The organism is Nocardiopsis sp. JB363 (assembly GCF_900143625.1).
Lineage (GTDB): Bacteria > Actinomycetota > Actinomycetes > Streptosporangiales > Streptosporangiaceae > Nocardiopsis.
Window position 1 is genome coordinate 1 of sequence record NZ_FRFF01000163.1, and the last position, 12,577, is coordinate 12,577.

The following is a 12,577-nucleotide window of genomic DNA, read 5'->3' on the forward strand; positions in this document are numbered from 1 at the left end:
CGACAGACGCACCACCGACCCCACACCCCGCACCTGAACACACAAAAAACGGGGGGAGTGGACCCACCAGGCCCACACCCCCCGTTCTTCCCGCGCCCACCCGGCGCCCCGCTCACATCCCGTCGGCCTCCAACTCCGCCCGCTCCTGCTCGGCCTGCATCCGAGCCCGCTCCTCCGTACCCGACTCCACCACCGAACGCCCCTGACCCACCGACACCACATCAGCCGCATCACCCACGATCCGCGAGAAATTCACCGGCTGATCCAAACTCACCATGTGACCCGCCCGCGGCACATTCACCAACCGCCCATCATCACAAGCATCGAAGAACTGCTTCTCATGGATCCGAAAATGATCCCGGGCCCCATTGATCAACCACACCGGACCCTCATAAGAACGCAACGCCGCGATCGCGTCCATATCCGAAATCTCATCGATCACCGCCGTGGCCGCCTCCACGGCCAACCCACCGTCCAACACCGCATCGGCCGCACCATCACGCAACGTCAACCGATGAAAACGCTCATTGAGCGTCGCCCCCCGATCAGGCAACCGGTCCATCAACGCCGACGGAATCCGATACACCTGCGCCAACGACTGCGCCGGCTTGGCCGTGCAACTGGCCGCCACCAACCCCACGATCCGCCCCGGCGGCGCCACCCCCGCGGCCGCGATCGAAACGAACCCGCCCAGACTCAACCCCACCAACAGGGCACGACCACCCACCTCATCGATCGCACCCAACACGGTGTCCACCGCACGCCCCAGCGAGAACTCCTCACCCCGCCGCGACCCGTGCCCGGGCAGATCCGGCGCCACCACCGTGCGCCCCTGCGCCCGCAACAACTCCAACTGTGGCCGCCACATACTCGACGACAACCGCAACCCGTGCACCAACACGATCGGCACACCCATCACCCGACCCCCTACCCCTGCACCGCGTAACGCACCGTCACCGGCGCGTGATCGGACCAACGCTCCTGGAGCGAGGGATAACGCTCCACCACACCCTCACGTGCCCGCCCCGCCAGACCCGGCGTGGCCACCTGAAGATCGATCCGCCACCCCGTGTCATTGTCAAAAGCCCGACCCCGATACGACCACCACGAATACGGGCCCTCCTGATCGGGGAAGAACGAACGCACCACGTCCACATACCCCGCCTCATCGAAAACCCGCGACAACCACGCACGTTCCTCCGGCAAGAACCCCGAATTCTTCCGATTCCCCCGCCAGTTCTTCAGATCAGCCTCGGTATGCGCAATATTCCAATCCCCGCACACCACCAACCCGCGACCCGCATCCTCCACCCGCGCACGCCGCTCCACCAAAAAGGGCAGGAACATCTCCATGAAACGTTCCTTCTCCTCTTGGCGCGGCGTACCCACCTCACCCGAAGGCAGATACAGACTCGCCACCGTCACCGCACCGAAGTCCGCCTCCACGTACCGGCCCGCGTCCTCGAACTCGGTGCCCGCAAAACCCACCCGCACCGCATCGGGCACCTGGCGCGAATAGATCGCCACCCCCGCACGACCCTTGGCCGCCGCAGGACACAACACCACATGCCACCCCACCGGCTCGATCACCCCCACCGGCAACTGATCGGCCTCGGCACGGGTCTCCTGCAAACACACCACGTCAGCGTCCGTGGCCGCCAACCACGACAAGAACCCCGGATCCTTCCTGGACGCCGCACGCAACCCGTTCACATTGACACTGGACACCACAAAACTCGACTCGTTCACGTCCCACAGAGTAGCCACCGCACCACCACCTCACGCACCCTCCTGCGCCAACCTGCGCAACACCCCATAGGTGCGGTTGGACCCCGCCGCCTCACGCTGGGCCCTGGACGTCACCTCGATATAGGCCTGCGAGGACGTCACCGACGCGTGCCCCAACAAATGCATGATCTCGGTGACCGACGCCCCATCCTCGGCCAACCGCGTCGCGAACGTATGCCGCAACGCATGCACCAACGTCCCCCGCGCCACCCGATCATGCACACCCGCATGCCGATAACACTGCTTCACCAAGTACTGCAACCCACCCCGACGCAACCCCTCACCCCGGTTGTCCACCAACAACGCATCCGACTCCCGCACCGGACCATCGAACCGGGCCCGCCGTGAGACCAGATACGCCTCCAACAACGCCTCCAACGGCACCTCGATGGGCAACACCCGCTCCCCACCACCCTTGCCCACCACCCGGATCCGCCGCTCACCAGGGCGCCCACCCAACGACTCCACCCGAAGCGACAACATCTCCGCCGAACGCATCCCCGTCAGCAACGCCAACGCCAACACCGCCAAATCCCGCTCCGGCCACGGATCCCGCGCCCGCCGCGCACCCCGCGCCAACGCCTCCAACAACCGCTCCGGGGTGTCCTCACCCATCAACGGTTTGGGGCTCGAAGGCCGCACCCGGGGCCGCGGCACCGCCGACATCGGATTGCCCGCCACCACCTGCTCGGCCACCCAGAACGAAAAGAACCCGTTCCACGTCGACCACGCCCGCAACACACTCGAAGCCGCCCGCTCCTCGGCGAAATCCGCGAACGCCTCCCGCAGCACCTGCGAGGTCAACGACCCCAACACCACCCGATCCACACCACACCCCAACGCCCGACCCGCACACCCCGCCACGGCCACCAGATCCCTGCGGTAGGCCGCCACCGTGTGCGGCGAGGGCTTGGCGGCCCGCCGCGCCACCAAATACCGCTCGATCGCCTGCTCCACCAACACAGCATCGCCACTCATACCCACATCCTGCCCGCTTGGGCACCGGTGTGCGCGCACCGCCCACCCCCAACGGCCCACGACCCCGATTCCCCTCCACACCAAGGAAGCCGCCAACGGCAGAGCGACCCCTCAAGGGCCGCACCCGGGGGCGGGGGAGCGGCCCCGGGTGCGCAGGGGCGTTGTGGTCTTCTACAGAGCTGACCCTGCTCTTGACCAACCACAGGTCCACCATCACGAACGTGGGGCCGCACCCCATTCCAGGGTCCGGGCCCACATACCCCGCGGCCCGGTCCCGGCCGCGGAAGACATCAGTCCCAGGTGGGCACCTGCCCCTGGGCGTAGCGGGCACCGAAGCCGCCACGAGGCAAGATCTCGTCGATCACGGCGAGGTCGGCCTCGGTCAGGTCCAGATCGGCGGCGCCGATGTTCTCCTCCACCCGCCCGGGGCTGCGGGAACCGGGAATGGACACGATGTGCTCACCCCGGGTCAGCAGCCAGGCCAGAGCCACCTGGGAGACGGTGGCGCTCTTGAACGCGGCCAGTGCACCGAGCCGCTCCACGGCCTGGACGTTCTTCTCGAAGTTGCCCGGCTGCCAGCGCGGGTCACCGTTGCGCATGTCGGAGGCGTCGTACTGTCCGGCGGGCTTGGCGGTACCGGTGATGAAACCGCGCCCCAGCGGAGAGTAGGCCACGAACCCGATACCCAACTCCTCCAGGACGGGGAAGAGCCGCTCGACGTCGCGCTCGAACAGCGAGTACTCGCTCTGCAGGACCGAGACGGGCTGGACCGCGTGCGCCTTGCGGATCGTCCGCTCCCCGGCCTCGGACAGACCGAAGTACCTCACCTTGCCCGCCTCGATCAGCTCCTTGACGGTGCCGGCGACGTCCTCGATGGGCACATCGGGGTCCACGCGGTGCTGGTAGAAGACGTCGATGTGGTCCACGCCCAGGTAGCGCAGGCTGTTATCGGCCACCGCGCGGATGGTGGCGGGGCGGCTGTCCAGGGCGCCGGTGAACCGGCCGGTGGAGAAGTCGAAGCCGAACTTGGTGGCGATCACGACCTCGTCGCGAAAGCCCTTGACCGCCCGACCGAGGAGCTTCTCGTTGGAGCCGGTGCCCATGCCGTAGAGCTCGGCGGTGTCGTAGTGGGTGACGCCCAGTTCGTGGGCGCGGCCCATGGCGGCCAGACCCTGCTGTTCATCGCCGGGCCCGTAGGCCATGGTCAGGCCCATCGTGCCGTAGCCGATCGCGGAGACTTCCAGGCCCTGACCGCCGAGTGTGCGGTGCTGCATGCTGCGCTCCTCTGTTGACTTCCTCCCCACGACTGAAGCCGGGGGTCTGCGCCGCTAAGAAACGATCAAACCGAACGGTTCGGTTGCGGGCGGCCCAAGAGGCCGGCGACCTGGACCCCTCCTGGGACCCGGCCGACGTGCTCATGCCGGTCCACCAGATCGCCATGGCCTGGGCCGGAAAGACCGATCCGACCCAAGGGCACCACTCGGGCGGACCGCGAGGAGTTCCTCAGGGGCACGGCCTCAACACCCCGCCCCGCTCACCCCGACCACACCTCAGCCCAACACCTGGCGCACCCCCCGCACGATCTCCACGTCCTCACGCGACTCGACCACCCAGGTACGCACCCGCGAGCCAGGCACACCGATCTCACCCTCACCCGAGACCTTCGCGTTCACCCCCTCGTCCACCTCCACACCCAAGAACCCCAACCCCTGGGCACACCGCCGACGCACCTCCACCGAGTTCTCACCCACCCCACCGGTGAACACCAACGCGTCCAACCCACCCAACGACGCCGCCATCGACGCCACCAACGCCCGCAACCGATGCAGATACACCCCCACCGCCAACACCGCACGCTCATCCCCGGCGCTCTCACGCTCCAACACCTGCCGCATGTCCGCGCCCCCCGCCAACGCCGACAACCCCGAGGCGTGCTCCAACGACCACGCGATCCGATCCACCGGCACCCCCGCGTGCTGGTGCAACCACAACACCAACCCCGGATCCACACTCCCCGAACGGGTGGCCATCACCAACCCCTCCAACGGAGTGAACCCCATGGTGGTGTCCACCGACCGCCCCGCCAACACCGCCGACAACGACGCCCCCGCACCCAGGTGCGCCACCACCACCCGCTCAGCACCCGTCCACTCACCGATACGACGCGAGGCGTAGGCGTGCGAGAGCCCATGGAACCCGTACCGGCGCACCGCGTACTTCTCCCGCCATTCCCCAGGCACCGCATAGGTGTGCGCCTCGGGCCCGATCGTGGTGTGGAACGCGGTGTCAAAACACGCCACCGCCGGCACCCGGGGCAGCACCCGATCGATCGCCTCGATACCGGCCAACGACTTGGGCTGGTGCAACGGCGCCAACGAACCCAACTCACGCAGCCGATCCACCACCGCCTGGTCCAACCGCACGGGGGCGGTGAACTCCTCACCCCCGTGCACCACCCGATGGCCCACCGCGTCCACCGGCCCCATCTCTTCCAAAGCCCCCCGCACCCGACGCTCATCCCACACGTCGGCCTCCACCGGGATCGTCTGGGACCACCGCACCTCCTCGTCCGCGCCCACCACGCTCAGCTTCAAACTGCTGGACCCGGCATTGACCACCAGAACACGCATCAGTACGGCCACACCCACTCTCGAATCGATTCGCTGTCCTGACCGAACTCCCTGGTATGGGCCCGGTGCCGTGACCGCTCCCGCACCATCTCCCGGCGCACGTTCGCCGCGCTCGAAGCCAACCCCGGGACCCGGTCGATCACGTCGATCACCAGGTGGAACCGGTCCAGGTCGTTCATCATCACCATGTCGAAGGGCGTGGTGGTGGTGCCCTTCTCCTTGAACCCGCGCACGTGCAGGTTCTCGTGGCCGCGCCGCCGATACGTCAACCGGTGCACCGACCAGGGGTAGCCGTGGAACGCGAAGATCACCGGCTTATCGGTGGTGAACAACGCCTCGTACTCGGCATCGGGCAACCCGTGCGGGTGTTCACTGTCCGGCTGCAACCGCATCAGGTCCACCACGTTGACCACCCGCACACGCAACCGCGGCAAGTGCCGCCGCAACAGGTCCACCGCCGCCAAAGTCTCCAACGTGGGCACATCACCCGCGCACGCCAACACCACATCCGGGTCCGAGCCGCCACCGGAACTCGCCCACTCCCAGATCCCGATACCCCGGGCGCAGTGCTCCACCGCCTCACGCATCGACAGGTAGTCCAGAGCGGGCTGCTTACCGGCCACCACCACGTTCACGTAGTCACGCGAGCGCAGACAATGGTCGGCCACCGACAGCAACGTGTTGGCGTCCGGCGGCAGGTACACCCGCACCAGCTCGGCCGGCTTGTTCATCACCACGTCCAAGAACCCCGGATCCTGGTGGGTGAACCCGTTGTGGTCCTGGCGCCACACGTGCGAGGACAGCAGGTAGTTCAACGACGCGATCGGCGCCCGCCACTCCAACTCACGCGAGACCTTCAACCATTTGGCGTGCTGGTTGAACATCGAGTCCACGATGTGCACGAACGCCTCATAGGAGTTGAACAACCCGTGCCGGCCGGTCAACAGGTACCCCTCCAACCACCCCTGGCACAGGTGCTCACTGAGCACCTCCATCACCCGGCCCCGGGGGCCCAGATGCACATCCACCGCATCCACACGCCCCTGCCACACCTTGTCGGTGACCTCATAGACCGCCGACAATCGGTTCGAGGCGGTCTCGTCCGGGCCCATGATGCGGAAATTCTCCGGGTTGGCGCGCACCACCTCGCGCAGGAAACCACCCAACACGGCGGTGGCCTCACTGGAATGCACCCCGGGCCCGGAGAACTCCACCGCCTGCTCCCGAAAATCGGGCATCACCAACGGCTCCAACAACAACCCGCCGTTGGCGTGCGGGTTCGCGCTCATCCGCCGCTCACCCCGCGGCGCCAGAGCCCGCAACCCCTCCACCGGCCCGCCCTGGGCGTCGAACAACCGCTCGGGCCCATAGGAGCGCATCCACCCCTCCAACCGGCGCAAACGCTCAGGGTCGGTGCGCACCTCCTTCAACGGCACCTGGTGCGAGCGCCACGTCCCCTCCACCGCCTCACCGTCCACCTCCACCGGGCCGGTCCACCCCTTGGGTGAACGCAACACCACCATCGGCCACACCGGCCGCCGCGCAACACCCCCCTGGCGTGCGGCCCGCTGGATCTCCTCGATCTCCTCCATCGCCTCGTCCAACACCTGCGCCATCCGCCGGTGCATCGACTCCGGATCGGCCCCCGACACCATCAGCGGCCGATACCCGAACCCCCGCAACTGCCACACCAACTCCTCATCGGTGATGCGGTCCAACACCGTCGGATTGGCGATCTTGTACCCGTTCAGATGCAGGATCGGCAACACCGCACCATCACGCACCGGGTCCAAGAACTTGTTCGAATGCCAGGAGGCCGCGAGCGGCCCCGTCTCGGCCTCACCATCACCCACCACGCACGCCACCACCAGGCCCGGGTTATCGAAGACCGCCCCGAAGGCGTGCGCCAACGAATACCCCAGCTCACCACCCTCATGGATCGACCCCGGCGTCTCCGGCGCCACATGCGAGGGGATCCCACCGGGAAAGGAGAACCGACGGAACAACCGCCCCATCCCCACCTCGTCCAAGGACACATCCCGATACACCTCGCTGTAGGTGCCCTCCAACCACGCGTTCGCCACCGCCGCCGGACCACCATGGCCCGGCCCCATCACGTAGATCATGTCCAGATCACGCCGGCCGATGACCCGATTCAGGTGCGCATAACAGAAGTTCAACCCCGGCGTGGTACCCCAATGCCCCAACAACCGCGGCTTGATGTGCTCGGGCGCCAACGGCTCCCGCAACAACGGATTGTCCAACAGGTAGATCTGCCCGACCGACAAATAGTTCGCCGCCCGCCAATAGGCATCGAGCCACCCCAGATCCTCATGCTCCACAACCATCGACCCTCCTCAAGACGAGGTGTTCACGGTGGGGGAGGACCAGGCGCAAAAACCCACACATCCCTACAACGCCGACAGCGAGCACACGCCCGGTCCAAACCACCGTAACCGCCCACCCCCACAACACTCCACGGCCAACAGACCCTGATAACAAGCACTAACCTGACCCCCACCATGACCACAGACCCCACCACCACCTACGCCCGATGGGGCCACCACCACACCCGCCCCCTGGGCCAAGGCATGGAAGGCACCGTCCACCACCTGGGGCCCGGCCCCCTGGGCCAGGACCTCATCGCCAAGGCCTGGCACACCCGCAACGCCCACGACCTGCGCCCCCTCCAAGCCTTCTACGACGAACTCACCGACCAACACCCACCCTTCGCCACCCCCCGCATCCTCCACATCCGCCACCACGACGACACCACCATCACCATCGAACCCCACCTACCGGGCACCGCCCTGAACACACTCCTGCACCAAGGCACCCTCACCCACGCCCGCGCCCAGGACACCTTCACCCGCGTGCTGAGCGCCCTGTCCCACACCCGCGCCGGAGCGGCCACCCGAGCCCTACCGGTCCTGGACGAGAGCCGCCCCCTGTGGCAGGGCCACACCACCTGGGGGCAGGCCCTGGCCGCACTGGTCCAACGCCGCACCGAACGTTTCGCCCCCTCCCTACGCGCCGCCCTGCCCGACCTGGACACCCTGCTGCGCGCACTGACCGAACGCCTGCGCCGCACCCCCGACCGATCCGCGCGCATCGTGCACGGCGACCTGTGCCCGCCCAACATCCTGGCCACTTCCGAAGGCGAACCCACCGCGGTCCTGGACTGGGGCTTTCACACCACCGCCGGCGACCCGCTCTTCGACACGGCCACGGCGGCCGGGTTCTACGACATGTACGGGCCACGGGCACGTGAGTTCGACGACGCCCTGTTGGCCCGGTGGGCGGGGGAGTCGGGCCCCGAGCGTGAGCGGGCGCTGGTGTATCGGGCCGCCTACGGGCTGGCGGGCGCCAACGCCTATTCCCAGGTGGGCGATGACGGCCACTTCGCCTGGTGTGTACGTACGTTCGAACGTCCGCAGGTGCGCGCCGCCCTGGGGTTGTGAGGACCGAGGTCGTGAGGGTCGGCCATGGGGGAGTGGGGGCATGCACTCGCCCGACTGACCTGCGAATTCACCCCGAACTCGGGTGGGCGCAGGCTCTTCGTCCGTCGAGGCGGGGGAGAAGGGGCGGAGGTTGGCGCACACGCAAGGAAGCGGGGCGCCCGCCGGCCAGGCGCACATCCGTTCGAAGCCCTGGGCCAGAGGGGAGTCGCGCCGACACTTGTCCGGCCGCAAGACAGAGGGGCGCCTGCCATACCTCTTCGTCACCCGCACGCGAAAACGGTCATGTGTCGCCAAAACACCTCAAAATGATGCATAACACCGTTTATGCATGAAACATGGAGATATTGCCCGCGAGAGTGGTCACCCGGAAACACCCACCACCGGCCGAAGCCACGAACGGGGAGACCCACCAGCCCCTCTCACACCCTCACCTGTGCTGGTGAAGGCGAGGCCACAGCGCACCAGCACCCAGGCCGGCCCGGGTGAGCGTCAGCGCACACGCCACCAGGACACACACGGCGGGGGCCGTCGACGACCCTTGCGAGCCACGCACCGGACAGCGCCGTTGTCCACAGGCCACAGGTCAACGACTTGCCCGAACACCCACACGTGCGTCAGGCTCAGATTCGGGGGCATCACGCTCGGCCACCAGGCGCACACAGCGCCCCCGAATCGACGATAACCCGACAACACCCCTCGACGCCGGCCCGAGCCCACCGACCTGTGGACAACCCACTCCGCCCAGCGCCACACACCGACCCGCCACGAGGCCGGCCTCGACGGCGCACATCGCGGTCCCTCACACCCACGCAGACCGCACAGGCACGAGAACCCCTTCCCCACAGGCCTTCCCGCAACGCCGATAATGCACATTATGTCAAGTAGAACGTTCGCGGGCCTCCCCACAACCACCGACACACCCCCTCGTCAACGCCCAGCTCCCATCACTGGACCTGACCCACCAACAGCAGCGCCCGCGATGACTCGACCACCCGCACCCGCTCCGCAAGCCCCAACATCTCCAGCTCCGGCAACATCCCCGCTCTCAGCCTCGGAGGTATCGGTGACCAACACCGAGACGAGCCCCTCCACCGGCTCCATGCGCGCCTCAACACGAGGCCGAGAACCCTCGGGCTCGCGGGCACACCACTTCATTTCAGGTGTTGAGTCTGGCGGCCTGCATCGCGGTCAAACGATGCACGAAGAGCGCTGCGGCGATCGCTGACGGAATGGCCACTACCCGCACGATCAGTTGGTCCCACATGTCGAACAGGTCCTGAGAAAACCAGAAGATCGGCCAGGTGAGGAGGGTGAGGAAAGTGACCGACCACAGAACCCACCAGATGTGCACCAAGCCGAAGGACTCCATCCGACCGTCTGCCCTGGGCTGACTGGAGGCATGCCAGATATCGGTGGCGATCATCTGGGGCAGGAAGAAGTTGGCGATCGGAATGAACCATCCATAGACCGCCATGCTCGATGGAAAACGCAACCGCCCGGGTTCCAGCGCCTCAGCGGTAGCGCGTACTCGCTGGAACCACAGCAGCCAGGCCACTACCAAGACCACGCCTACGACGATCTGCGGGATGTGGATGAAGTAGACGAAGCCAGGACTAAACAGCCAATCAGCCTCACCAGTGATCAGCACTTGGGCCAGCGTAATCACAGAGAGCAACGTGAATATACCCAGCGGCACATAGACCGTGTACTGGTAGGTGCGGGCCTGGTGCAGGTAGCCCCAGCCGAGCTTGTGGGCGCGTTCCTCGGCCAGTGAGAGCCGCGACCCTCCGGAAGGAATGGCGCTGGTTCCCACCGGCACGCGAGATAACTCGGGCCTCTGGCTCTTGGTGGCCGGTCGGCCCCCGGACAGGGTGAGGGTGCGATGCCGGCCGATGACCTCGGTGAGATCCTCGGGAAGCCACCCACCAGCCTCCCCGGTGCCCTCCTCCGCCGAGGCGAGCGCGGCGAAACGGTCCAAAAGACGCTCCAGGTCGGGCCGCTCCCCCGGATCCTTGGCCAGACAGGAACCGACCAGCTCGGCCAAAGGCGCGGGCAGGCCGCTCAAATCCGGTTCCTCGTACACGATCCGGTAGGTGATGGCGTGTGCGGAAAAACATCCGAAGCCGGCCCCACCTCCTTGCCCAAAGCCTGCTCGGGAGACATGAACGCGGCCGTGCCCAACACCGTCGAGGTGTGGGTCTGGCTCGTGGCGTCCAGAGCACGGGCGATACCGAAGTCGATCAGCCGAGGACCGTCCTCGGCGAGGATGACGTTGGCGGGCTTGAGATCACGATGCACCAAACCGGCAGTGTGCACCGCGAGCAGACCTTCGGCGAGCCCCGCACCCAGCACCGCCACCGACGCAGACGGCAAAGGCCCATGCTCATTGACCGCCTGACGCAAGGACAGACCCGGAATGTAGGCGGTCGCCATCCACGGCGGCTCCCCCTGAGGATCGGCGTCCACCACCTGCGCCGTATAGAACCCACCGACCTTCCTGGCAGCTGAGATCTCGGTGGTGAAACGTCGACGGAAACCAGGGTCATCGGCCAGTTCCGGTCGTACGACCTTGACCGCGACCAGACGCCCGCTGAGCGACTTTCCAAGGAACACGTGTCCCATACCGCCGGCTCCCAAACGGCCCACCAAACGGTAGGAGCCCAGCCTGGTCGGGTCGCCATCATGTAAGGGGGTGGCCATCCGCATCGATTCTTCTAAGGGGGTCAGGACAAGACCCGATGATCGCAGAGTCCTTTGAAGGTGACCAGAGAAACCGGCAGAGCACCCCACGCAGCCGGCTCAGAGTCGCCCCACTCCCCCGCGCCCTGCCCCGCAGGACTCACCCCGCACCCGAGTCGAAAAACCCCACCAGAGACTCAGCCACCCGCCCAGGGCTCCCATCATTGGTAGCGGCCAAATGCCCCACCCCCGCCAACTCCACCCGACTCACACCAGGCACCACCCCCTCCAACACATCCAGAGCCCTGGTGAGGTAAACGGGACTGCGCGCACCACCCAACAACAACACCCGACCCCTGATACCGGACGCCTTCACCAACAACGACTCGGCCGAACGCACCATGTGCGCGTCCTCGCCCATCGACTCCAACTGCTCCCCCACCCCCGCAGGCGCCTCCTCCCGTAACGCCGCCGCCATCAAAGGCCGTAACAACACCCCGGGCACCCACCGGGCCCAGGCCGCATCCTCGGTACCCCGCACCACCGCCACCAACGCCGCCGCACGCTCACCCCGCCCCAGATGGTGCTCGAACTCGCCCAACCAGGTCAACGCCGCACCCAACGGGGGCTCGTACACCGCCACCGCACACTCCGACCCGGCCACCAGAGCCCACCCCAACACCGGCACCGCGCCCGCGCTCAGCCCGAACACCCGCCGCGCCCCGGTGAGGGCGACCGCAGCCGCCACATCCTCCACCGCCTCCCCCACACCAAACGAGGGCTCACCACCGCTGAGGCCGCGGCCACGCCGATCGATCGCCCACACCTGGAACCCGGCACCGGCCAACCGCTCCGCCAAACCCAACAGGTGAAAAGAGGTGATCAGGCCGCCGTGCCAGAGCAACACCGGCACACCACGACCCACACGCCGATAACCCAACCGAACCCCGCCCGCAACAGCGAAAGACCCGACCGCGTGCTCAGGCACCTCCACACACCCCTCTCACTTATACACATCAGACGCAGCCGACGAATAGAGAG

Annotated in this window: 10 protein-coding genes and 1 pseudogene; 2 read left to right on the top strand and 9 right to left on the bottom strand. The window is 66.9% G+C overall.

Translation table 11 applies throughout. The annotated features are described in order from the left end of the window. Nucleotides 1-112: 112 nt before the first annotated feature. The 4 genes from BQ8420_RS24950 to BQ8420_RS24965 all read right to left on the bottom strand — a co-directional run bounded on the left by BQ8420_RS24950 (nucleotide 113) and on the right by BQ8420_RS24965 (nucleotide 4,040). Complete coding sequence (locus BQ8420_RS24950; protein WP_087101780.1) at nucleotides 113-916, bottom strand: alpha/beta fold hydrolase; 804 nt, start codon at nucleotides 914-916, stop codon at nucleotides 113-115. Between the two features lie 11 nt (nucleotides 917-927). Beyond that, the gene (locus BQ8420_RS24955) at nucleotides 928-1,749 is read right to left on the bottom strand and encodes an exodeoxyribonuclease III (RefSeq protein WP_087101781.1); all 822 of its coding nucleotides are present in this window, start codon (nucleotides 1,747-1,749) and stop codon (nucleotides 928-930) included. 30 nt (nucleotides 1,750-1,779) lie between these two features. Beyond that, nucleotides 1,780-2,766, bottom strand: a complete 987-nt coding sequence (locus tag BQ8420_RS24960) for a tyrosine-type recombinase/integrase (protein ID WP_087101770.1) — start codon at nucleotides 2,764-2,766, stop codon at nucleotides 1,780-1,782. A 290-nt stretch (nucleotides 2,767-3,056) separates the two neighbouring features. Further along, the gene (locus tag BQ8420_RS24965; protein WP_087101772.1) at nucleotides 3,057-4,040 is read right to left on the bottom strand and encodes an aldo/keto reductase; all 984 of its coding nucleotides are present in this window, start codon (nucleotides 4,038-4,040) and stop codon (nucleotides 3,057-3,059) included. Here BQ8420_RS24965 and BQ8420_RS33230 point away from each other — a divergent pair. Further along, nucleotides 4,025-4,216, top strand: a pseudogene (locus BQ8420_RS33230) (hypothetical protein); the annotation flags it as partial. The gene BQ8420_RS24965 and the pseudogene BQ8420_RS33230 overlap by 16 nt on opposite strands. 100 nt (nucleotides 4,217-4,316) lie before the next feature. Here the strand turns inward: BQ8420_RS33230 and BQ8420_RS24970 are convergent. After that, a complete protein-coding gene (locus BQ8420_RS24970; RefSeq protein ID WP_087101784.1) occupies nucleotides 4,317-5,396 on the bottom strand; it encodes an acetate/propionate family kinase in 1,080 nt (359 codons plus the stop codon). Continuing rightward, nucleotides 5,396-7,744: a phosphoketolase gene (locus tag BQ8420_RS24975; protein WP_087101774.1), complete on the bottom strand. Its 2,349-nt coding sequence runs from the start codon at nucleotides 7,742-7,744 to the stop codon at nucleotides 5,396-5,398. The genes BQ8420_RS24970 and BQ8420_RS24975 overlap by 1 nt, the downstream gene beginning before the upstream one ends. 174 nt (nucleotides 7,745-7,918) lie before the next feature. Between BQ8420_RS24975 and BQ8420_RS24980 the strand changes: the two genes are divergently transcribed. Next, nucleotides 7,919-8,857, top strand: a complete 939-nt coding sequence (locus BQ8420_RS24980; protein WP_087101776.1) for a phosphotransferase family protein — start codon at nucleotides 7,919-7,921, stop codon at nucleotides 8,855-8,857. A gap of 1,156 nt (nucleotides 8,858-10,013) precedes the next feature. Here BQ8420_RS24980 and BQ8420_RS31625 read toward each other — a convergent pair. The 3 genes from BQ8420_RS31625 to BQ8420_RS24990 form a co-directional block, all read right to left on the bottom strand. After that, a complete protein-coding gene (locus BQ8420_RS31625) occupies nucleotides 10,014-10,922 on the bottom strand; it encodes a DUF4328 domain-containing protein (protein WP_160049422.1) in 909 nt (302 codons plus the stop codon). Next, nucleotides 10,919-11,563 (bottom strand): serine/threonine-protein kinase, encoded by a 645-nt coding sequence (locus BQ8420_RS24985; RefSeq protein ID WP_143847555.1) that lies wholly within the window; start codon nucleotides 11,561-11,563, stop codon nucleotides 10,919-10,921. The genes BQ8420_RS31625 and BQ8420_RS24985 overlap by 4 nt, the downstream gene beginning before the upstream one ends. Before the next feature lie 133 nt (nucleotides 11,564-11,696). Further along, nucleotides 11,697-12,443, bottom strand: a complete 747-nt coding sequence (locus BQ8420_RS24990) for an alpha/beta fold hydrolase (RefSeq protein ID WP_235006479.1) — start codon at nucleotides 12,441-12,443, stop codon at nucleotides 11,697-11,699. Between the last annotated feature and the right edge of the window lie 134 nt (nucleotides 12,444-12,577).

Bases quoted from the DNA above. Each gene is read 5' to 3' on its own strand.
- BQ8420_RS24950 (WP_087101780.1), bottom strand. From the start codon at position 916: ATGGGTGTGCCGATCGTGTTGGTGCACGGGTTGCGGTTGTCGTCGAGT.
- BQ8420_RS24980 (WP_087101776.1), top strand. From the start codon at position 7,919: ATGACCACAGACCCCACCACCACCTACGCCCGATGGGGCCACCACCAC.
- BQ8420_RS24975 (WP_087101774.1), bottom strand. From the start codon at position 7,744: ATGGTTGTGGAGCATGAGGATCTGGGGTGGCTCGATGCCTATTGGCGG.
- BQ8420_RS24970 (WP_087101784.1), bottom strand. From the start codon at position 5,396: ATGCGTGTTCTGGTGGTCAATGCCGGGTCCAGCAGTTTGAAGCTGAGC.
- BQ8420_RS24985 (WP_143847555.1), bottom strand. From the start codon at position 11,563: ATGCGGATGGCCACCCCCTTACATGATGGCGACCCGACCAGGCTGGGC.
- BQ8420_RS24965 (WP_087101772.1), bottom strand. From the start codon at position 4,040: ATGCAGCACCGCACACTCGGCGGTCAGGGCCTGGAAGTCTCCGCGATC.
- BQ8420_RS24960 (WP_087101770.1), bottom strand. From the start codon at position 2,766: ATGAGTGGCGATGCTGTGTTGGTGGAGCAGGCGATCGAGCGGTATTTG.